The organism is Thermosynechococcus sp. NK55a (assembly GCF_000505665.1).
Classification (GTDB): domain Bacteria; phylum Cyanobacteriota; class Cyanobacteriia; order Thermosynechococcales; family Thermosynechococcaceae; genus Thermosynechococcus.
The window spans coordinates 665,176-685,618 of record NC_023033.1 but is presented as its reverse complement, the minus strand read 5'-3'; the positions used below and the strand labels follow the sequence as shown (position 1 = coordinate 685,618).

Annotated in this window: 20 protein-coding genes and 1 pseudogene; 8 read left to right on the top strand and 13 right to left on the bottom strand. The window is 54.0% G+C overall.

What is annotated here, in order from left to right; genetic code table 11:
• Positions 1-51 precede the first annotated feature (51 nt).
• A complete protein-coding gene (locus NK55_RS03320) occupies positions 52-264 on the top strand; it encodes a hypothetical protein (RefSeq protein ID WP_024124403.1) in 213 nt (70 codons plus the stop codon).
• A 42-nt stretch (positions 265-306) separates the two neighbouring features.
• The gene (locus tag NK55_RS03315) at positions 307-666 is read left to right on the top strand and encodes a phage holin family protein (protein ID WP_024124402.1); all 360 of its coding nucleotides are present in this window, start codon (positions 307-309) and stop codon (positions 664-666) included.
• On the opposite strand, the gene cobJ is transcribed toward NK55_RS03315, so the two are convergent.
• From cobJ to NK55_RS03275, 8 genes and pseudogenes are all read right to left on the bottom strand, one after another.
• Entirely contained in the window at positions 635-2,485 is a 1,851-nt protein-coding gene (cobJ, locus tag NK55_RS03310; protein ID WP_024124401.1) for a precorrin-3B C(17)-methyltransferase, read from the bottom strand. The two genes, NK55_RS03315 and cobJ, sit on opposite strands and share 32 nt — an antisense overlap.
• Before the next feature lie 3 nt (positions 2,486-2,488).
• Positions 2,489-2,971, bottom strand: a complete 483-nt coding sequence (locus NK55_RS03305; protein WP_024124400.1) for a TM2 domain-containing protein — start codon at positions 2,969-2,971, stop codon at positions 2,489-2,491.
• A gap of 105 nt (positions 2,972-3,076) precedes the next feature.
• Positions 3,077-3,749: pseudogene (gene folE / locus NK55_RS03300) on the bottom strand (GTP cyclohydrolase I FolE).
• Between the two features lie 48 nt (positions 3,750-3,797).
• Positions 3,798-4,505, bottom strand: a complete 708-nt coding sequence (locus NK55_RS03295; protein WP_024124398.1) for an SDR family oxidoreductase — start codon at positions 4,503-4,505, stop codon at positions 3,798-3,800.
• Entirely contained in the window at positions 4,502-5,476 is a 975-nt protein-coding gene (locus NK55_RS03290) for an acetyl-CoA carboxylase carboxyltransferase subunit alpha (protein ID WP_024124397.1), read from the bottom strand. The genes NK55_RS03295 and NK55_RS03290 overlap by 4 nt, the downstream gene beginning before the upstream one ends.
• 23 nt (positions 5,477-5,499) lie before the next feature.
• Positions 5,500-6,528: a long-chain acyl-[acyl-carrier-protein] reductase gene (locus NK55_RS03285; RefSeq protein WP_024124396.1), complete on the bottom strand. Its 1,029-nt coding sequence runs from the start codon at positions 6,526-6,528 to the stop codon at positions 5,500-5,502.
• Between the two features lie 44 nt (positions 6,529-6,572).
• Positions 6,573-7,268, bottom strand: coding sequence for an aldehyde oxygenase (deformylating) (locus tag NK55_RS03280; RefSeq protein ID WP_024124395.1), 696 nt, complete (start codon positions 7,266-7,268; stop codon positions 6,573-6,575).
• 147 nt (positions 7,269-7,415) lie between these two features.
• Complete coding sequence (locus NK55_RS03275) at positions 7,416-7,814, bottom strand: hypothetical protein (RefSeq protein WP_200865513.1); 399 nt, start codon at positions 7,812-7,814, stop codon at positions 7,416-7,418.
• 387 nt (positions 7,815-8,201) lie between these two features.
• Here NK55_RS03275 and grpE point away from each other — a divergent pair, with 387 nt between their 5' ends.
• Positions 8,202-8,897 carry a nucleotide exchange factor GrpE gene (gene grpE, locus NK55_RS03270; RefSeq protein ID WP_024124393.1) on the top strand — a complete coding sequence of 232 codons (696 nt, stop codon included), beginning with the start codon at positions 8,202-8,204 and terminating at the stop codon, positions 8,895-8,897.
• A 15-nt stretch (positions 8,898-8,912) separates the two neighbouring features.
• Positions 8,913-10,265: a tRNA (N6-isopentenyl adenosine(37)-C2)-methylthiotransferase MiaB gene (miaB, locus tag NK55_RS03265; protein WP_024124392.1), complete on the top strand. Its 1,353-nt coding sequence runs from the start codon at positions 8,913-8,915 to the stop codon at positions 10,263-10,265.
• An 11-nt stretch (positions 10,266-10,276) separates the two neighbouring features.
• Here the strand turns inward: miaB and NK55_RS03260 are convergent, their stop codons facing one another.
• Entirely contained in the window at positions 10,277-11,386 is a 1,110-nt protein-coding gene (locus NK55_RS03260; RefSeq protein WP_024124391.1) for an ATP-dependent 6-phosphofructokinase, read from the bottom strand.
• 192 nt (positions 11,387-11,578) lie between these two features.
• Here NK55_RS03260 and dnaG point away from each other — a divergent pair, with 192 nt between their 5' ends.
• Positions 11,579-13,663: a DNA primase gene (gene dnaG / locus NK55_RS03255; protein WP_024124390.1), complete on the top strand. Its 2,085-nt coding sequence runs from the start codon at positions 11,579-11,581 to the stop codon at positions 13,661-13,663.
• 132 nt (positions 13,664-13,795) lie between these two features.
• On the opposite strand, the gene NK55_RS03250 is transcribed toward dnaG, so the two are convergent.
• A complete protein-coding gene (locus NK55_RS03250; protein WP_157869767.1) occupies positions 13,796-14,539 on the bottom strand; it encodes an ABC transporter ATP-binding protein in 744 nt (247 codons plus the stop codon).
• Positions 14,540-14,597: 58 nt separating this feature from the next.
• On the bottom strand, positions 14,598-15,848 hold the full coding sequence (locus tag NK55_RS03245) for a branched-chain amino acid ABC transporter permease (RefSeq protein ID WP_024124388.1): 1,251 nt from the start codon (positions 15,846-15,848) through the stop codon (positions 14,598-14,600).
• A gap of 170 nt (positions 15,849-16,018) precedes the next feature.
• Between NK55_RS03245 and phoU the strand changes: the two genes are divergently transcribed.
• From phoU to NK55_RS13435, 3 genes are all read left to right on the top strand, one after another.
• The gene (gene phoU / locus NK55_RS03240) at positions 16,019-16,669 is read left to right on the top strand and encodes a phosphate signaling complex protein PhoU (RefSeq protein WP_024124387.1); all 651 of its coding nucleotides are present in this window, start codon (positions 16,019-16,021) and stop codon (positions 16,667-16,669) included.
• A 132-nt stretch (positions 16,670-16,801) separates the two neighbouring features.
• Entirely contained in the window at positions 16,802-18,223 is a 1,422-nt protein-coding gene (locus tag NK55_RS03235) for a caspase family protein (protein ID WP_041429035.1), read from the top strand.
• Positions 18,224-18,240: 17 nt separating this feature from the next.
• Positions 18,241-18,678 (top strand): hypothetical protein, encoded by a 438-nt coding sequence (locus NK55_RS13435; protein ID WP_041429034.1) that lies wholly within the window; start codon positions 18,241-18,243, stop codon positions 18,676-18,678.
• Here NK55_RS13435 and NK55_RS03225 read toward each other — a convergent pair.
• A complete protein-coding gene (locus NK55_RS03225) occupies positions 18,675-19,520 on the bottom strand; it encodes an ABC transporter permease (RefSeq protein WP_024124386.1) in 846 nt (281 codons plus the stop codon). The two genes, NK55_RS13435 and NK55_RS03225, sit on opposite strands and share 4 nt — an antisense overlap.
• A gap of 45 nt (positions 19,521-19,565) precedes the next feature.
• Positions 19,566-20,216: a bis(5'-nucleosyl)-tetraphosphatase (symmetrical) YqeK gene (yqeK, locus tag NK55_RS03220; protein ID WP_024124385.1), complete on the bottom strand. Its 651-nt coding sequence runs from the start codon at positions 20,214-20,216 to the stop codon at positions 19,566-19,568.
• Positions 20,217-20,443: the final 227 nt, after the last annotated feature.

Genomic DNA, 20,443 nt, shown 5'->3' with positions numbered 1-20,443 from the left:
CGTTCTCATCCCTGGCCTAAAATAAAAGCAATGCTGCTAGAGGATCGTGCGATGTCTCAAGCCCCTGTACGGGTCTCTGCCAATGGATATGTGCTAGACCTGCCCTTTGATTCCTTTTGGCAAAGGATGTACGAGGTTGCCTCCTATCTGCTGTGGTCACTGTGTCTTTCGCTGTTCTTGAGCCTTCTCCTCAGTCTGGTTAGCTACTGGTTCAGTGTGACCTTTGGTGTACCGGTATTCCCCTTTTTCTTGATTGTTATCTAGCGTTATCTCAATAGTTATCTAAATAAATCATAGGAGCTGCCTATGTGGGGTTTACTCATTACTTGGATTGTGACCAGTATTAGCTTGTTTATTGTGTCTCGCCTCTCATTTTTGGGGGTAGAAATTGACAAGTTCTCAACTGCTCTGTGGTCGGCGATTGTCTTTGGTCTGCTCAATGCCACCCTTGGCGCAGTGCTCAAGTTTGTAACGTTCCCCTTTATTTTTCTCACGTTTGGCTTAGTTGCCCTGATCATTAATGCAGCCATTTTTGCCCTTGCTGCTGCTTTTGTGGATGGATTTACCCTCCGAAATGGTTTTTGGAGTGCCTTTTTTGGCTCGATCGCCCTCAGTATCGTCAACTGGGCTTGTTTTAATCTCCTCGGTCAGACAGGCTTGCTTTAGGGTTCCCTAGATAGCCACGAGGGGTAATCAGCCAATCCTGGAAGCGGCGGGTGCTGGCGTTGCCAATCAACACCAAGCTGAACATATCCACTGCTGCTGGTTCAAATGCCCCAAGGGTGGTAAGGGTGATGTGCTCCTCAGGGCGATAGGCGGCACGAACAATTGCCACTGGTGTCTGTGGTGAACGATATTCTAAGAAAATAGCTTTGGCGTCCACCAATTGTTGCTGGCGATCGCGGGAACGAGGATTATAAAGGGCGGTAACAAAATCCGCTTCTGCCGCCGCCTGTAGGCGTTTCTTAATGACTGGCCAAGGGGTCAATCGATCGCTGAGGCTAATGGTGCAAAAATCGTGCATCAGGGGTGCCCCCAAGCGAGCCGCGGCAGCATTCACAGCACTCACCCCTGGAAACACCGCTACCGGTAAATTGGTGATGTCCGCTTCTGCCAATAGCTCTAGTACCAGACCCGCCATGCCATAGATGCCACAGTCGCCCGAAGAAACCACCGCGACATTGAGTCCCCACTGTGCCAGATCAATCGCCACTTGGGCACGTTGTCGCTCTTGGGTAATGCCATAGGCCGCCACCATCTGTCCTGGTTGCCGTAGGGGAGCGATCAATTCGAGGTAAAGGGTATAGCCCACAAGAATATCAGCGGCCAAAAGGGCAGAGCGGGCTCCGAGGGTGAGTTGATCCAAAGATCCCGGACCAGTGCCAATGAGGCTCAGGGAGCCTTGGCGGGGAATGAATTCCCGTTCAGATTGGGCAATGGCGATCGTCACTGCCCCCCCCTCACCCCCTTGACGGTAAATCTGCTTAGGAACAATTAAACGACCTCCCTCGCTGGCCAACACTGCTGCGGCTTCGGCAACACTGGGGGTTCCCATCTCTGCAGCCACAATTGCTGAGGGGGTAGGCACTGTAACAGGTGCCAATTCTTGTGCGGAAAACCAGCGGCTGGGCCAATCGTGCGCCTTAGCCACTTGACATAACCCCACTTCATCGGCTTTGCGATCAATACTGGCAAGGCCGGCGATCGCGAGGGGGCTGAGTCTCGCTTGGGCAAGGGTCTGATCAATGGCGTGCTGGATCAGGGCTGCCGATGTTCCCCGTTCACAGCCAATACCTAGCCACAGAACCCGTGGATGCCAAGCTACCCCTGAGGTCACAGAGGAGGGTAACACTTTTTCGGTAATCCACACCGCATTTTCTAGGGGTGGGGTGCTGACTAACTCAAGGGGCTGGTCTGAACTGAGACCTGTGCGCCACAAAGCGCTACCGCAGGTTTGATACACTTGCAGCGCCTTTCCCTGCGCCTGTTGGCTGGCGATCGCATGCCAGTCTCCTGCCCCCCGTTGCCACCCCAAGGCTGTTCCCCAAGTATCCACGGCAAAGTAGCCTTGGCTATAACTTGCCCCTGTGAGAATTGGTGTTGCGCCAAGGGTAGCACTGAGGATGTGACAGAGGCGATCGCCCCCCGCACTATGCCCCCCCAGCAAACTCACGATCCATTGGCCATTCTCAGAAAGAACGCAAACCGCCGGATCCTGGCTTTTGTGGGTCAACAGGGGTGAGATTAACCGCACCACAGCACCGCAGGCCAAGGCAAAGATCCAAGCGCGATAGTGGCACCAGTGTTTCTGTAAATGGGCTGCCAGAGGACCCTCGTAGGTTTGTACGGGGCGGTGGGCACCTAACTGGGGCGAGACCCAAATGCTGAGGGGAATGCCTACATCAACAATGCGCTGGAGTTGAGCCAGTCCCTGGGAAGTGGTGGCGATCGCCCCCATGGGTTGAAACGGGTCTAAGGGCAGCATGAACTAGACATCAAAGCGATAGCGCACTGCCCCTGTCTCGGGGTCATTGAATACTGTGGCATAGCCGAGTCGCTGAGCCTCAAAGAGCAATTCCTCGACTGTTTGGGGATCTAGATGGGTATAGAGGGCTACTTGGGCTGCTGAGAGAACGCCCCCATGTTCTTTTGCGACTTGCAGTAAACGGTGTATCGATCTACCAGAGGCAGGGCTGAGGTCAGGGTCCTTCTCTGCTGTTAGATAGCGTCCCCGCAGGTAGGTTTTGTGGCGATCCACCAGCCCTGGAATCAGAAACAGATCAATGAATTGACCGACACCACAGACGCCGAAGGTGACTAGGTACAACAGACCCACTAGGGGCTGCCCGACATAAAAGCGTTGCAGGCCGCAGACCCCGACGAGGCTCAAACACCACAGCAGGTAGGCATTCGCCACACTCAGGGAGGGGGGTTGCGTTTGGGGGTGTTGGCGATGTTCAGACTGAGACAAGTGAAATCTTTCCACAATGCGCCCATGAGGATCTCACTCATTATCCATCCTAGCCTAAGTTCTTGAGAACCCCAAAGGGGGCGATCGCCCCCCAAGGACTGCTCCCTAAAAGTTCGGCTGATGGCGAATCAAGTTGAGAAACTCCTCACGGGTCTTTTGATCTTCACGGAAAACCCCCAGCATCGAACTGGTCACTGTCCAAGAGCCGGGTTTTTGGACACCGCGCATCACCATGCACATGTGGGTTGCTTCCATAACCACAGCCACTCCCTTCGGATCGAGAACGGTTTCAATGGCTTCAGCCACCTGACGGGTCAGGCGTTCTTGAACTTGCAGCCGCCGCGCATACATTTCCACAACCCGGGCCAATTTACTGAGGCCAATCACTCGCTGGTTGGGGATATAGGCCACATGGGCTTTGCCAATGAAAGGCAACATGTGATGCTCACAGAGGCTAAAGAAGTTAATGTCGCGCACCAAGACCATTTCATCGTGGCCTTCATCAAAAATCGCGCCGTTGACAAGGGTTTCAAGGGATTGGCTGTAACCACTGGTGAGAAATTGCATTGCTTCAGCGACCCGCTTGGGTGTTTTCAGCAACCCCTCGCGATCGGGATCCTCGCCCACATTCAGTAGAATTGTGCGTACTGCCGCCATCATTTCTTCCTTGGCAACCTCTGGGGGGGTGGTGGGGAATCGCTTCTTTGCCTTGGTGGGTGTTGCGATCGGGCAGAATTGCCGGTGTGGCCGCTTTACCGTTAATGATCGAATCGGGCATATTGAACGTTGCCATAAAAAGGGTGACAAGTAAAGGACAAGGTGGAGTCTAGAGGGTTCCGCCGAGGGGCATGACCACTAGCTCTTCCACAAAAGCCGTTTGCGGCAATTGAGTCGTGTACAAAATGGTGTTAGCAATGTGTTCGGGGCTGAGCATCCCCGTGCGGTCAAAGTCTCCTGCTACGTCTTCCCAAATGGGGGTGTCAACGGCGCCGGGACAGATGGCAATCACGCGGATACCGTGGGCGCGTTCTTCAGCCGCCATCGTTTTGGTCAAGGCCATGAGGGCAAACTTCGAGACACAGTAGGCGCCCCAGTCGGGAAAAACTTGGCGTCCAGCAATTGAAACAACATTGACTATCGTACCGCACTGGCGAGATCGTAGTTGCGGCAGTACCGCTTGGGAGCAGATGAGGGCACTGGTGAGGTTGACGTTCAGGATTTGCTGCCAGTCCGCCAAGGGTTGATCAATGAGGGGAGCGGTTCTTGCCATCCCTGCATTATTCACCAGTACATGGACATCGCCAACACTACTGAGAATCTCATCAAGGCGCGATCGCAGGGGTTCTGGATCACTGAAATCCACACTAAATGTGTGGGCTTGAACGCCATAGGCCACCACCTGGGCATGGACAGCGGCCAGTTTGGCGGGCGATCGCCCCAAGAGCACCACATTAAATCCCGCTTGGGCAAAGGCAATGGCCGTGGCTGCCCCAATGCCACTACTGGCTCCGGTGATTAGGACTTGTTGGGTCATACCGCTTCAGCAAAGACACCCATGCGCCGAAACTTCTGATAGCGCAACTCCCGCCGTTCACTACTGCTGAGGGCTTGCACTTCCGCCAAATTTCGCAGGAGAGCTGCCTTGAGATTTTCTGCTGCTTCTACGGGGTTGCTATGGGCAGCACCAACGGGTTCGGGCACAATTTCATCAACAATCCCTAGCTTCAGCAGGTCGCGAGCCGTGATTTTCAGAGCTTCCGCTGCTTGGGGCGCCTTTTGGGCATCGCGCCAGAGAATTGCTGCACAGGCCTCCGGCGGCGCCACACTATAGACGGCGTGTTCAAACATCAGCAGGCGATCGCCCACCCCAATGGCCAAAGCACCACCAGACCCACCTTCGCCAATCACAGTACAGATGATTGGCACCTCAAAGCGGAACATCTCCCGTAGATTGTAGGCAATGGCTTCCCCTTGGCCAAACTTTTCCGCCTCCACCCCCGCCCAAGCCGCCGGTGTATCAATGAAGGTGAGGATGGGCATCTGAAAGCGGTTGGCATGCTCCATCAGACGCAGGGCTTTGCGATAGCCCCCGGGGGAGGCCATGCCAAAATTGCGAGCCACATTATCTTTGGTGTCGCGACCCTTTTGCTGCCCTAGCATCACGACCGGTTGATCATTGAGCCGACCGATACCACCGACAATGGCGGGATCATCACTGCCCCGGCGATCGCCATGAAGTTCGATCCACTCTTCACTAATGGCTTGGATGTAATCCAACGTGCTGGGACGGCGCGGATGGCGAGCCACCTGAAGGGTTTGTCCCGGTGTCAGCTTACTAAAAATTTCATAGCGCAGTTGCCTGGCGCGCTCCTCCAATTCACGGATTTGCTCTGAGACATCAACACCAAACTCCGAAGACTTATCCCGCACCTGCTGAATTTGGGCTTCTAGCTCCACGAGGGGCTTTTCAAACTCCAACAGAAGCGTGCGACGTTCGTTTGCCATAGGCGAGTGGGTTCCTTTTGGTTTTACTGAGGGTTCAACAGGAGTGGCTTAAATCCGTGTTTACGGGAGACCTCACCAATTTGCTGCATCTTTTCCACAGTGATTTGATTGCGCCCCCAAGAGAAATTGGTGTGCCAGCCCTCGAACTCTAAAAGCATAGCCTCTGCAAAACAGGCAAACATCTGCCGCGAGGGCACATCCATATTCACAATTTCCATAATTTTCCAGTCAATGTCTAGGGCGTGCTCGACAATGCCACCACTGAGAACATGAATCTGGGGGTGCTGAATTTTGGTGGCCATATTTTTGGGGTAACCGCCATCAATCATCAGGGAGGGACGCTTTAACTGCTCAATGCTCAGCTCAACTCCCTTGGGCATACTGGCCACCCAAACCACAATATCGGCAAGGGGCAGCGCCTCCATCAAGTCAAGGATTTTCCCCCGTCCCAATTCCGCCTGTAGCTCCAGCAGGCGATCGCGATTCCGTGCGACCAGTAAGAGATCTGGCACATCCAAACAGGTATTCAACCAACGGCAGACGGCACTACCAATATCCCCCGTAGCTCCACAAACAGCCACGGTGGCCTGCCGCAAATCAATTCCCACTTGGGGCGCCGCCTGCTCAATTTGTTGGCAGATGATATAGGCGGTGTGGGTATTCCCCGTTGTAAAGCGGCGAAAGTCCAGCTCAATGTTGCGAACGTGGGAGATTTTCTCTAGATCAAAGTTCTCAAAGATGATTGAGGAGAAGCCCCCCAAGGCCGTAATGTCAATGTTGTGCTTTTGGGCATGGGCCATGGCGTTAATGATTTTGCGAGTCGCTGCCTTCACCCGCTGGTTGGCCAGCATCTCTGGTAAAAAGCAGGACTCAACGTATTTGCCATAGATGGTCTTGCCCGTTATGCTCGTCACCGTAATCTCATCGACGATCTGCGGCGGTGCCATACACCAAAACTCCAAGCCTTGATCGGCATATTCGGGGTAACCCAACTGCTGGGCAACGGCTTGGGCGTGCTCCAGATTCGTCAGATGACCAATTAATCCAAACATACAAGCGTGCGGTGACTGAAATGTAACGATATATTAAGTCACCATTATGCCGCAGTTAGGCCATAAACCGACATCTTCATAATTTCGCGGGTGGTAAAGCCGATATTTTCTAGGGCACCGCTGTACTGAATCATGAAGTCTTCCACAAGGGCATCTTTTTCCATGCCGAGCACTTTGGCATCGGCTTCCACTTGGTTGAGCATTTTCCAGACCAAGGGTAGATTGGCGCGATTGGCTTCTTCGAGCTCCGCTTTGACGCTTTCAAAGTTTTCCTTGAGCCAGATTTCACCAAAGTTGAGGTGGCTATATTCGTCCTTAACAACACCCTCAGTAATTTTACGGGCAAAGGGATCCGCCATTGGGATGTAGATGTTGTAGGCGGCGATCGCAAAGCATTCAATGATCAAAGCTTGAATCAGAAGACAAGTGGCAATTTTTCCCTCCGCCAGGGCTGCTTGAAAGTTACCGTGCAATTTTTCAAAGAACGCTTTGGCAAATCCCATATCTGGCGTTACATTCAGGTTGCGACCACAGGCCTCAAACCCCTTTTTGTGGCGGGCTTCCATCTTGGCAAGGCGGGTGAGTTCCTCTTGGTGTTGGGGCAGCAGCTTGGCTAAATCAATATAGTTATCGCAAGCTTTCTGTTCGCCTTCAATGACAATGGCGTTGATGCGGCTGTAGGCATCCTTGTAGCGATCGCTATGGTAGTCCAAGTCAGGTGTGGCGGTAGCCGTTGTCATTGCGAACTCTCCTAGACACAAATTTATTAGAGGTGATGAGGTAGGAAGCCTTCCCCTATCATACCGCAGCAGCGATCTCCTGACGAGGGGTAGCGTACCAGAGATTTTCGAGTTCCTGAATAGGCGAATCTCTATGCACTGATACCCCTAAAAGCTCCCCATATTGCTTGGGGATGGGATTTCTGGCAACGGTTGAGGAGGGGCCACCGACCGAATAGGGCCATTGTAGTCAATACGAATCATTGGATTGCTTGGGTCGGGGTTCACCGTGACAATACTTTCAATGGTTGGTGGCTCCGCGGGTGGCCCCCCTCGAAAACGAAAGGTAAACGTCCCATCACCATTATCCACGTAGGGGGATTGACTTGCAGGCCCAAACATGGATGCTTCAGCGCGGTAGCGACTCAACCCGCCATTTGCCCGCTCTGCCGCCTGTCGTGCCCAATTCCGTGCTCGCTGTAGGACTGGATTATCCACCCCAAAGGGATTGAAGTTTTCCCGTGGCGGTGGCTCTGTCTGTGCTAGCACTGGAGCTACAACTGTCAATGTGCAGGCTAGCCCTAGGCTGAATTTTATGGAGCGCAAGGACATCAACGAAAACTCCTGCTCCTAAACTTTACTTGGCCAGAACGTAGTCCTTAGGGTACGAGCAACTGAATCTTTCAGTGCCAAGACCAGTCAAGACCTTGCCCTAAAATAGGGGAGGCATCAAAGATGGATGCGACCTTCTCCCATAGTACCTCTGAGGTTTTGGGTTAGGTGTTGGGGTGGCTGCCAGCCCTGTGAAAAGAGCCGTAGTAGAGCAGCTCCTAATAGACGGATGCCTCGCCCCTGTTGATACAATGGGTAAGATGATAGGCTAAAAAGATTGCATGAGTTAAACGCACTGCGGTGCGCAATCCACAGTCTAGAGGGCATAACCTGAGTCAAGCTATGAGTGATCAAACCGTAACCAACCCCGCTGCTGAAGCCCAAGAAGGGGAAATTACCCCTGACGCCGTTGAGAATGCGGTTGGGAATGTTGAGAATCCCGCAGAAGCCACCACGGGCGAAGAGGGTCAAGCATCTGAGGCAACCTCTGCGGATGCAGCGGACTTGCTAGAGAAAGTTGCTGCCCTTGAAGCTGCCAAGGCTAGTCTTTCGCAGATGGTGGAGGAGCGCAATAGCCAATATATGCGCCTTGCCGCTGACTTTGAGAACTTCCGCAAACGCACGCAGCGGGAAAAAGAGGAGCTAGAGCTACAGATTAAGTGCAGTGTCATTGCTGATTTACTGCCTGTGGTGGATAGCTTTGAGCTAGCCCGCACCCACATTCAAACGGAAACAGAGGCGGAAGAAAAAATTCACCGCAGCTATCAGGGGGTTTACAAGCAACTGGTGGAGTGCCTGAAGCGCATTGGCGTTTCGGCGATGCAGGCCAAAGGCAAGCCCTTTGATCCCAACCTCCACGAGGCTGTGCTGCGGGAGGCAACCAATGAACATCCCGAAGGCACAGTAATTGAAGAACTCAAACGGGGGTATATGCTGGGCGATCGCGTGTTGCGCCATGCCATGGTTAAAGTGGCCGCTCCCCCTGAAGAGGGTAGTGCTGATAACACAAATCCCACCAATGATGTGACCGACGTATAGGGGCGCCTCAAGGGAATGCCACGCCGCTACTACATTACCACCTTTGGCTGCCAAATGAATAAAGCCGACTCCGAGCGCATGGCCGGGGTCTTGGAGGCGATGGGCCTAGAATTGGCCGCCGAACCGGATGAGGCCGATGTGTTGCTCTACAACACCTGCACAATTCGGGACAACGCTGAGCAAAAGCTCTATTCCTACCTAGGGCGGCAGGCTAAGCGCAAGCATCAAGACCCCAACCTAACGCTGATTGTCGCTGGTTGTGTCGCTCAACAGGAGGGGGAGCAACTGCTGCGGCGAGTTCCTGAAGTGGATCTGGTGATGGGGCCACAGTATGCCAATCGCCTGGGTGAGCTGCTTGAGCAGGTGTGGAATGGCAGCCAAGTGGTGGCCACAGAGCCGCTGCAGATTGTTGAGGACATTACCAAACCCCGGCGCGATAGTACGGTTACCGCTTGGGTTAACGTGATTTATGGCTGTAATGAACGCTGTACCTACTGTGTAGTGCCGGGGGTACGGGGACAAGAGCAATCCCGCCGCCCCGAGGCAATCCGCGCTGAAATTGAGGAGCTGGCAGCTCAAGGCTATAAAGAAGTGACACTCCTTGGGCAAAACATTGATGCCTACGGTCGTGATTTGCCGGGAATTACTCCAGAGGGCCGGCGACAGCACACGTTTACCGATTTGCTTTATTACATCCATGATGTTCCTGGGATTGAACGGATTCGCTTTGCCACCAGTCATCCCCGTTATTTTACGGAGCGATTGATTCGGGCTTGTGCCGAGCTGCCCAAGGTGTGTAAGCATTTCCACATTCCCTTTCAGTCGGGAGATAACGAGATTCTCAAGGCAATGGCACGGGGCTATACTCGCGAGCGCTATTTACAGATCATTGAAACGATTCGCCGCTATATGCCGGATGCTGCCATTAGTGCGGATGCCATTGTTGGTTTTCCCGGTGAAACAGAAGAACAATTCCAGCGCACCCTCGATCTGGTGGCGGTGGTGGGGTTTGACCAACTGAATACGGCGGCCTATTCGCCGCGACCCAATACACCAGCGGCCACGTGGCAGAATCAAGTGCCAGAAGAAATTAAAGAGGATCGCCTCCAACGGCTGAATCATTTAGTGGCTAAGATTGCTGGCGATCGCTCCCAACGCTATCTCGGACGGGAAGAAGTAGTGCTGGTGGAGGGGGTGAATCCCAAGGATTCGCAGCAAGTCTATGGCCGCACCGATGGTAACCGCCTCACGTACCTACCTGGCGATATTGAGACCCTACGGGGACAACTGGTGCGTGTCCGCATTACCGCGGCGCGAGCTTTTAGCCTCAGTGGCGTGCCCCTTGCAGACTACTCCTTAGTTTGCTGATTCAGGGGGTTCTAGATCGCGCAAATCACTTGATCACGGCAGAGGGTGGGATCTACGTAGGGCAGCATCGGCTTGTCACCAACGTAAATCCCCAATCCTTGAGCTGTGCGAATCAAGAAGCTATTTGGATCCACATGGCGCGGGGATTTAGCAACAACATCGGCAATGGGCACCGTCACCACTTGCCCCGCCTGCCACGCCACCATGCGGCCAAACGTCCCTTGAGCCGCCAAATCTACAGCGGTATTGCCCATGCCTGCTGCCAGCAGTCGATCCATGGCCATCGGGGCGCCCCCCCGCTGAATGTGCCCCAACACCGAAACCCGTAGCTCAATGGGGATGGGACTGTACTGGGCAATTTTATCGGCAATATACTGGCCAATACTGCAATGACGAGGATGGTTGGCGTCTTCCTCTAGTTCCTTGGAGCCTTCAGCAACGACGATGAGGGCAAACTTGCGTCCCCAGCGATCGCGCAACTTCTGGAGGTGTTGGCAAATGCCTTCAATGGAGTAGGGAATTTCTGGAATCAGGATAATGTCAGCGCCTCCGGCAATGCCCGAATACAGAGCCAAGTGACCAGCGGTGCGCCCCATCACTTCCACTACAAAAACACGATCATGGCTAGCGGCGGTGGAGGTAATTCGACTCAGAGCTTCGACAACAGTGTTGACAGCGGTATCAAAGCCAATGGCGCGATCGGTCAAGGCGACATCGTTATCAATGGTTTTCGGCACTGCAAGAAAATTCCAGTTTCCCTTTTGCGCCAGTTGATGCAAAATTTTCAGGCTGCCATCGCCACAAATGGCAATGAGGGCATCCAAGCCCAATTCATAGTACCCGGCAATCACTTCATCGGCATGGCCAAGGGTATCGCCCTTATTAATTGCCCCGAGAATGGTTCCCCCCATGTTGAGCAGTACATCCATGCCCCCGAGGCCTTCTGCATTGAGGGGGATCGCCTTCCGCTCAATTAGCCCCTGAGTGGCGTGGAGAATGCCAAGAACCTCCCAACCGTAACTTAAGGTGGCATGGGCAACAATGGCACGGATAGCTGTATTTAGACCTGGGCAATCTCCGCCACTGGTGAACACACCAAGTCGTTTGCGGCTGGTACTCATGAATATTGGCTCCCTATGTCAACGGTTATGGCCTCAAAGCCTGCCTCTGCGCCCAACAAGGGCAACGTCAACATCCTAGCGAAGGTGAATCGCCCTTGACTGCTCGAGTTAAGAGCTTGCAACATGCTCAGGAATTGTTGAATTTGCCGGAGGGGAATCTCTGATTTAGGGGATCGGCTAAACTAATGGTCTATGGACATTCCTCCCCTACACCCCGACACAATTGAGGCTGTGCGGCAAGCGGTCAACATTGTTGATCTGGTGGCCGAGCACGTTGTCCTACGCAAGCGCGGCCAAGAATATGTTGGCTGTTGTCCGTTTCATGAGGAGAAAACCCCCAGTTTTACGGTCAGCCCCCTAAAGGGTTTTTACTACTGTTTTGGCTGTGGTGCCGGCGGCAATGCAATTCAGTTCCTGATGGAACTGCAAAAGCGCTCCTTTACTGAGGTGGTGCTCGACCTTGCCCAACGCCATCAGATTCCAGTGCGCACCCTCGATAGTGAGCAAAAACAAGCACTACAGGCGCGGCTGTCCCTTCAAGAGCAACTCTACGAGATTCTGGCGATCGCCACCCGTTTCTATGAACACGCCCTGCGGCAACCCGTTGGTCAAGACGCCCAAGACTATTTGCAGCGGCAGCGCCAGCTCAGGGAGGAAACCATCCAGCAGTTTCGCTTGGGCTATGCCCCCCCAGGGTGGCAAGTTCTTTACACTTATCTTGTGGAGCAAAAGGGGTATCCCCCTGCCCTTGTGGAACAGGCCGGCTTAATTCTGCCGCGGTCCAACGGGGATGGCTACTACGACCGCTTTCGCGATCGCCTGATGATCCCAATTATGGATGCCCAGGGACGGGTAGTAGGCTTTGGCGGTCGCACCCTGAGAAACCAGGAGCCCAAGTATCTCAACTCCCCAGAGACCCTGATCTTTAAAAAGGGGCAATTGCTCTTTGGCCTCGATAAGGCACGGCAAGCGATTGCCCAAAGGGATCAGGCGATCGTTGTTGAGGGCTACTTTGATGTGATGGTTCTGCACCAGGCGGGATTTCCCCAGACGGTGGCCAGTTTAGGGACTGCCCTCAGTCAAGCCCAAATTAAGTTGCTACTGCGCTACACCGAGTCAAAGCAAATTATCCTCAACTTTGATGCAGATCAGGCGGGACAGCGGGCTGCCGATCGCGCCATTGGCGAGGCTGCGGATTTGGCCTATCGGGGGGATCTGCGACTGCGGATTCTCACCTTGCCAGCGGGTAAGGATGCGGCGGACTTTTTCACAGGGGATGAGGCAACCTTGGCGGCACAGCAGGCAGCGTACCAAGGCCTGTTGGATCAAGCCCCCCTTTGGCTGGACTGGCAAATTCAGACCCTTGTGCAGCAGTACGATCTTGAGCAGGGGGATCAATTTCAGCAAGCCAGCCAAGCCCTCAGTGAACTTTTGGCGAAGCTTCCCAACGCCACCCTGCGCAGCCACTACATTCACCACTGTGCTGAGCTATTGGGACGCCACGATAGTCGTTTGACGCTCCGTATTGAAGAGGCGCTGCGGCAACAGGTGCGGGGGCACCGCTGGCAGGGGCGATCGCAAAAATGGCAACGTCCAGCGGACTATAATTTGCGTCAAGCAGCTGAAGAACAGCTACTGCGCCTCTACCTCCACTGTGGCGAATATCGCCCCCTCATTCGGCAAACGCTGCAAGCACGGGATATTGAATTTAGCTTCTCCCACCACCGTTGGCTGTGGCGGCAGATCTTAGCCATTGAAGAAGAACACTGTGCCGGCCTGCCTGCCCCCGATGATCCCTATAACACTGAATGGCCACTGCATTCACCCACGGAGATCGGAACACCACTGACGGACTTGGATTTGGTCAGTCATCTTTTTGATCGCCTCAATGAAGCAGAAGATGCTTCTCTGCTGACGCCGCTACTCCATTTAGATGAGACTACTGCCAGCAGTCTCGATCGCCCCAAACTAGTCATCCAGGCCGCCGCCGCTGCCCTTGAGCGCATTGCCATTGAAAAGCGCTGTCGCCACCTCCTGCAGTCTTGGCAGGAAACTGTTGCCTTGATTTTAAGTGAATCTCCTGCCACTGAAGACCTACGCCGCTACCTAGTACTCACCAACAGCGACACTGAGATTGACGATATTTCCAGTGTGGTACCAGAGGGGCTGCAACTCCTTGAACAACTGCGCCGTGACTACTATCGGGATCGCAAATACCTTCAGCAGTTGGATCAGCAGCGCTGTCCTTCCTTGGGGGTGATCCGTGACTATTCTTGATTGGCTTTCGGGGTGTTGAGTGTGGGCGATCGCTGCGAAGAGGGCTGTCCCCAAAAAACATGAGCAACGTCACGTGAGAAGCGATAGAGGCGAGAACCACTGACCCACCCCAAAGGACTTATCATTCAAGGTTTATTGTCCAAGGTAAGCTCTCAAGACCTCAGGATTGCTTTGAATCTCACTCGGAGGACCGTCAGCAAGATTTTTCCCCGCCGCTAAGACCCAGATGTGCTGACACAGGGACATGACCACGTCCATATTGTGTTCAATAATCAGAAACGTCACGCCCTCCTGATTCCAGCGCCCAATATGCCCACAAATTTGGTTGATCAAGGTCGGATTGACGCCGGCGGCTGGCTCATCGAGGAGGACCATGCGGGGACGGTGCATCATGACTCGCGCCATTTCAAGGAGTTTTCGCTGCCCTCCCGACAATGCACCCGCATAGTCATTGGCCTTGGCTGCTAGCCCCACAGACTCTAAAATTGCCCACGCCCGTTGCTGCAGCTCCTGTTCCTCTTGGCGAATGCGCAGGGGCTGAAGCCAGCTATTCCACAACTTCTCCCCAGTTTGCAGAGGCGCTGCCAAGAGCATATTTTCGAGAACCGATAGGCGTGAGAGTACCCGCGGCACTTGGAAGGTGCGCAGGAGTCCCTGAAGGGCAACTTGGTGGGTTGGCAGATGGCTAATGGGGACACCATCAAAAATCACACGGCCTTGATCGGGCGTAAGGAAGTTGCACAAGAGGTTGAATAGGGTGGTTTTGCCGGCACCGTTTGGACCAATGAGACCAGTAATACTGCCACGGGCAACCCGAATTTCCGCATGATCGACGGCGCGAATGCCACCAAAACTTTTGCATAGTCCTGTGGCCACTAGGAGGTCTGAGGGCAAGACTTGACTGACACCGCTAGAGACGGGCGCGAGAGAAGGCTCATCGACCAAGGCTAAGTTCCTCCTTTTTGCCCAAGATACCCTGGGGTCGCCACATCATCAAGACAATGAGGACAAGGCCAATGAGCATCATCCGCAGCGCCTCTAAGCGACCGCCATCCAGGGGAATAAAGCGGGTCAGTGCAGTGTAGGCCCAAAAAAGGGCGGCACCGAGGAGAGGTCCCATGTTGTTGCCTGCCCCCCCTAAAACCACGATTGTCCACGCCTGAAATGTAATCAGAGATAAAAAGCCATCGGGGTTAATAAATGTGAGCTGCCAGGCATAAAAAGACCCTGCCACCGCGGCGATCGCTCCCCCCAACAACAGCGATTGCATTTTGTAGGCAAAGACATCCTTGCCCAGAGCTTTGGCCACTTCCTCATCTTCCCGGATTGCTTTGAGTACCCGTCCCCAGGGGGAATGAATCCAACGCTCTAACTGCCACACCACCAAAGCCAAAACCAAGACCAAAAGCCACAATAGCCCAGCCCGGTAACTAAACTCCCATAGGCCAAGGGTGAGGGCTTTGACCACAAGACCAACCAAGGCAGCGGCCAAGGTATTCAGGGCAATGGGAAGCACCGCTCGTCTTTCTGGACGGCAATAGTAGCCCAGGAGAGCGATCGCGCCACCAAAGGTCACCAGTGTCAACACAAGAGGCAAAATGGCAATTCCCCGTCCCAAGCTCAAAGGCAGTAACGTTGCCCAAAGGCTGAGGGTACTGGCAATCAATAACGCTGCATAGCTCGGGAGTAACCAGCCGGGGTGCGATCGCCCATACTGCCGCTGTAACCATTGCCACCACTGCCATGCAGCCCCCCCCACCACAGCCCAAAAAAGAGCTATCATCCCCAGCTTAGTCGGTATATTGGGATTGAACTGAGCAAGGGGCAGCGGAAACCCATACACTCCCCGACCCCCTCGGGTTAGCCAATCCTCATTGAGGGCAATCAGGCGGACAATTTCCGCCATGCCGATGGTCACAATTGCCAGGTAATCTTCCCGCAGTCGCAGCGTAGCAATCCCCATTAAAAAGCCTAGTCCCATGGCCAGCACCACCCCAGCCAGGACGGCAAAGAACATCGGCACGCCAGCAATCCCCAACAAAATCGTGGTGTAGGAACCAATGGCCAAAAAGCCGACATGGCCAAAGTTAATTAGCCCCGTATAGCCCCAGTGCAAATTCAGCCCCAAGCTAAAGAGGGCAAAGGTGGCAGTGAAAATACCAAGGGAAATGAGGTAACCAACCATTGAGGTCCTGGAAGTTAAGGCCAATACAGCTGCGCTGTTGCGATCGCGCCAGTGGATGCAAGAATCAAAATGCCTATATTTTATACATCAATTGATTCCGGCTGTGCCCAAGGCACAACTCACCCCATTTTTTGGCACACTAGGGAGCACAGTTATTTGAGCAAGGGTGGGTGCCTGAGACTGTGGCCACCCATTTTGAGCGGCAACTACAACGTCTGCGCAGTGACTTGCTGCGCCTAGGGGCACTGGTGGAAAGTGCCTGTCAACTGGCCTATGGTGCTCTGATTGAGCGAAATCTCCTCAGTGTTGAGCAGTTGATCCAAAGGGAACAAGACATTAACCGCAGTGCTCAAGAACTCAATCGCCAGGCGATCGCCCTGCTGACATTGCAAGCCGCTGTGGCAGAGGATCTGCGATTTTTGGTCATGCTTTCCCACTTCTGTCGCGATCTAGCGCTCATCGGCGATGATGCCCTTGAAATTGGCCGTGCTGCTCAAACGCTGCTACGGTACCCACCTCCACCTTATCTTGAAGACGTCCGCTTGATGTTCGAGAGAGCGCAACTGTTGCTATCGGCCGCCCTATCCGCCATTGCCAATTTTGATCCTGAGGCGGGAGTAGCCCTAGCCAACTGCGATGATGCCGTCGATGCCGACTACCAACGCCTTTATGGGCGACTTTGCGCCCCTTTGAATCCCCAAGAGCCGGTGGAACTGCGCTTGATCCTACTGCTGCTGATTCGCAACTTGGAGCGCATTGGTGACCATGCGACAACTATTAGCCAGCGTGTCCGCTTCATTGTGCGGGGGGAAGGCCTTTAGGAAAAATTGATGTTTTATGCTCGCTGTGGACCTAATTGAGTCCACAACCTTTGAGAATAGAACTAGTCCTAATTCATAAGTGTTGTTGTGCCCGTGCTCTAACCTGAGGATGGGTCTGTTGGGAGGTAAGGCATGCGGTTAAGCCGTCGTTCTTTTTTGTATGGTGCTGCGGCACTGACACTGATGCCGTGGGTTTGGCAAACGGCAGGCGGCTCCTGGGCAGACTCCCTTCGTCCGTGGCAAGTACTCCTGATTGGCATTAACCACTATCCCCAGTTGGCCGGTGTGCCCCCCTTAGCGGGTTGTCTGACGGATGTTCAGCTAGTGAAAAACCTGTTGTTAGACGGGTGGGGGCTGGCGGACAGTGACATTACGCTACTGACGGAACAGGCGGCAACCCTGGATGCTGTCCAAGAAACCCTAGGGGTGCTGGAGCGCTCTGGTCAGCCCCTTTTGGTTTACTTTAGTGGCTATGGCACCCTCTGGCAGCAACAACCAGCGCTGGTTTTGGCGGATGCCACAAGATCCGGTGAGGGCATCTTACCTCTTGCTGAATTACTGCGTACCAAAGGGGTACAGGTATGGCTCGACACTCGCTTTAGCCCGCCCCCCATTGAGGGGGAGATGTTGCGTTGGCGATTTGTCCCGTTGCACCCTGGAGAGACCCGTGGCAGAGGCGAAGTTTCCAAAGATCATCTCCTCTGGGCTGATTTGGGGGTAGAAACACACCTGAATGGTGTCCCTATGGGACTCTTTACTGCTAGTTTTAGCCATTATCTAGCGGCTTTGGGGGGCGATCGCCCCTTGGCAACGAGCCTGATGTACACAGCCGATGAACTGCGCTGGCAAACGGGGGCAGAAATGCGTCTGGTGAGCGACGGGTTAGCGGCGAACCTCACCCTATCCCCAGGATTTGATGGTGTAGTGCAGGGAATAGGGCGCGATCGCTCCCTACAAATCTGGTGTGGCGGCCTCAGTCCTTGGCTGTTGACCTACTGTCATCCCCACAGTCGCTGGAGCACTGCCGATGGTGGCACCGTGGTTGACATGGCGAGTTTTAATGGCCTGCTGGCCCAAGGAGTCAGCAGTCAGCCTCTGCAAGTGGGCGATCGCCTCTATGAACAACAGCGGCGTTTAGGGAAAAATCTCCAGCTGCAGGTGGCCCTCGACACCAACCTCAGCAAAATTGAGCGCGTGGATGCCATCAATGCCCTGGCCAATGAAGAAAAAGTTGCTGTCCTCAACAGCAGTGACTCCCTGCCGGATGTGGTTCTCACCAAAAGTGAGACAGCGGGCAGTTATGGGCTGGAGTGGCCAGTAGGGACGTTGTTGGAACACAGTTGTAGTGGTAGCAATGAAGCCGCCAAAGCCGGTATCCGTCGCTTGAACCCCCTACTGAATGCCCTCCTGGCCCAGAAATGGCTGACCCTAACGCTCAATCCCACCTCCAGTCAGGTGGCTGTGTGTACAACTCTTGAACAACTATCGCCAACGGCAAAACTCTTGAGCCGCCAATCCCCCCCCGCAGTCCCAATCCCCTTCCAGATGTCCTGAGCACCAAGCTGCCAGCCATGAATTTACACAGCCCCCTCACCTTGGCCAAGGGAGATACTTGCCGCTGGAGCCTCTACAACTATGGCGATCGCCCCCTCAACATTGTCGCCCTTGCCTGGGATAGCAGTCAGGGGATGCTCCTGCTGCCGCTGCAAACGCAGTCGTGGCAGTTGGCAGTTGCCCCCGGCTTGAATATTCCCCTCTATACTTGGACGCTGAATCGCCCTTGCCAATGGCTGAAGGTCTTTATCATCAGCAGCCCCCGTCCTCTGAGCCGTTTTAGTCAACTGAGTAGCCACCCCAACCATTCAGAGCCATTCCTAATTTCTGGTGAGGATAGTCTTGCCTTGGTTCTCGGTCTGCTAGGGGATCTCAGCAGTGAACCGGAAGGGAATGAGTTTTGCTTGGATGTGCGGGAGTGGTGTACCCAAGGCTTCACATTGCGGGTGGTCTAGGCCAAGCGGCGCCGTAATAGCGGTTGGATCAGTAGGCTCATTCCTAGGGCGACAGTCAAAAGGATTAGCAGTGCCGCTCCCAAGCTCAGTGACCCCCAAGGAGCCACCATCACCACATCGCTCAACCGCCAATCGGGGTGCAGATAGACATAGCGAATTGGTTCAATGGCCAAACTGAGGGGGTTGAGGCTAGCAATCCACTGCAACCAGCGAGGCATAAACGACAGGGGCACCAAGGCGGTACTGGCAAAGAGTAACGGTAGGTTGATGACAAAAATAACGGCCAACAATTCGATGTGCCCCGGCAAGGCAAAGGTAAGACCGAGGCTCAAGGCCGTTACGCCGAAAACCAAAATCAGCACCGTTGCCAAGACAACCCCAATACCCGCTAAATTCGGTAGCCCCGTTCCTAGGAGTGCCCCCAAGCTGGCGATCGCCACCACCTGAATCAGACTTAGGGTGGTAATAAACAACGCCGAGGCGAGAACAATTGAAAACCGCGAAGCCAACGGTGCCACCAACAGCCGATTCAAAAACCCAAATTCACGGTCAAACATCACCGGCAACCCCGCATTGAGGGCACCACTAAAGGCCGTAAAGACAATAATGCCAGCGCAAAGAAACTGACCATAACTCGTGCTCTCGCCAAAGAGGCCCTGCGGCACATTTTGGAAGAGGGCACCAAAGAGGACCAGCCAAATCAAGGGTTGTACCACCCCCGCCACCAGTGTGGAAGGGCGCCGTTGCAGTTGGATAAACAGGCGACGGGTTAAAGCCAGTGTTTCCTGAACAAATTCACCTGAGAAAATACTGGGAACAGCCGTTGCTGCAGCGGTGCTCATAGGGCAACTCCAAGATTAAACCTACTTTCTAGGTTAACAATGCCTCTAAACCTTGGCGGTAGCTTTCCTTTCGCTCTTTTTCGGCTTTGCTGGTGCCACCTGCATTGCCCAATTGCGGGTGAGGAGCATGCGTGGATGAATTAAGCGATGCTGATCAATCAGCCACAACAGCGTGCGATCGCACACTCGCCACACCGCCTCCTGTAAATTTTGGTGAGCCACCTTGCGCAATTCCTCGAGCTCCACCGTCTGGCCCCGCCCTGGCTCCAAGCTATCCGCAAGAAACACGACACAACTCAAGGCATCCATTCCGGCTTGACCCAAGGTGTGATTGGCGATGGCTGCTAAGACCTGCTCATCAGTCACACCAAATTGCTGCCGCGCCACCAAAGCACTGATGTCGGCATGGAGCAAATGGGGATCTGCTTCGTCTACCTCTGTAATGGGTAGCCCCGCCTCCTGTGCCATACTTAACAATCGCTCTGGAGGAAAGTACTTCGCCAAATCATGCAGTAATCCAGCCCAAGCAGCGCGATCCACATCCAAGCCATGGTGTAGAGCTAGCTCCGCCGCCATTGTTTCCACCCTCAGGATGTGCTGTAGTCGTGGCGCAGGTACATTTGCCGTTAGCCAGGCCAAAACCTGCTGGCGATCGCATAGGAAGTCCTTCGGACTAGCTGTCACAAGCGGGGTCATAGCCAAAGCCACACCAGGGAGGATGAAGTGCTACCCTTGTAGTATAGCAAAGGCTCTTTTCACAAGCTTGGAAGAGCTTCAAAACAGTCAAAGCCCCTGCCGGAAAGGATCAGCTTTCTCCTTATGCATCCCAATACTTTAGAAAAGGGCTACAGGCTTCCTGTCAAACTTCCGTAATTTCACGGATAGGGTGAGGCAAAGAAAAAAGAGTATCGTAAAAGAACAGC

Excerpts from the sequence above, each read along its gene's own strand:
- NK55_RS03320 (WP_024124403.1), top strand. The coding sequence starts at position 52 with ATGTCTCAAGCCCCTGTACGGGTCTCTGCCAATGGATATGTGCTAGAC.
- NK55_RS03315 (WP_024124402.1), top strand. The coding sequence starts at position 307 with ATGTGGGGTTTACTCATTACTTGGATTGTGACCAGTATTAGCTTGTTT.
- cobJ (WP_024124401.1), bottom strand. The coding sequence starts at position 2,485 with ATGCTGCCCTTAGACCCGTTTCAACCCATGGGGGCGATCGCCACCACT.
- NK55_RS03295 (WP_024124398.1), bottom strand. The coding sequence starts at position 4,505 with ATGACCCAACAAGTCCTAATCACCGGAGCCAGTAGTGGCATTGGGGCA.
- NK55_RS03290 (WP_024124397.1), bottom strand. The coding sequence starts at position 5,476 with ATGGCAAACGAACGTCGCACGCTTCTGTTGGAGTTTGAAAAGCCCCTC.
- NK55_RS03285 (WP_024124396.1), bottom strand. The coding sequence starts at position 6,528 with ATGTTTGGATTAATTGGTCATCTGACGAATCTGGAGCACGCCCAAGCC.
- NK55_RS03280 (WP_024124395.1), bottom strand. The coding sequence starts at position 7,268 with ATGACAACGGCTACCGCCACACCTGACTTGGACTACCATAGCGATCGC.
- grpE (WP_024124393.1), top strand. The coding sequence starts at position 8,202 with ATGAGTGATCAAACCGTAACCAACCCCGCTGCTGAAGCCCAAGAAGGG.
- miaB (WP_024124392.1), top strand. The coding sequence starts at position 8,913 with ATGCCACGCCGCTACTACATTACCACCTTTGGCTGCCAAATGAATAAA.
- NK55_RS03260 (WP_024124391.1), bottom strand. The coding sequence starts at position 11,386 with ATGAGTACCAGCCGCAAACGACTTGGTGTGTTCACCAGTGGCGGAGAT.
- dnaG (WP_024124390.1), top strand. The coding sequence starts at position 11,579 with ATGGACATTCCTCCCCTACACCCCGACACAATTGAGGCTGTGCGGCAA.
- NK55_RS03245 (WP_024124388.1), bottom strand. The coding sequence starts at position 15,848 with ATGGTTGGTTACCTCATTTCCCTTGGTATTTTCACTGCCACCTTTGCC.
- NK55_RS03235 (WP_041429035.1), top strand. The coding sequence starts at position 16,802 with ATGCGGTTAAGCCGTCGTTCTTTTTTGTATGGTGCTGCGGCACTGACA.
- NK55_RS13435 (WP_041429034.1), top strand. The coding sequence starts at position 18,241 with ATGAATTTACACAGCCCCCTCACCTTGGCCAAGGGAGATACTTGCCGC.
- NK55_RS03225 (WP_024124386.1), bottom strand. The coding sequence starts at position 19,520 with ATGAGCACCGCTGCAGCAACGGCTGTTCCCAGTATTTTCTCAGGTGAA.
- yqeK (WP_024124385.1), bottom strand. The coding sequence starts at position 20,216 with ATGACCCCGCTTGTGACAGCTAGTCCGAAGGACTTCCTATGCGATCGC.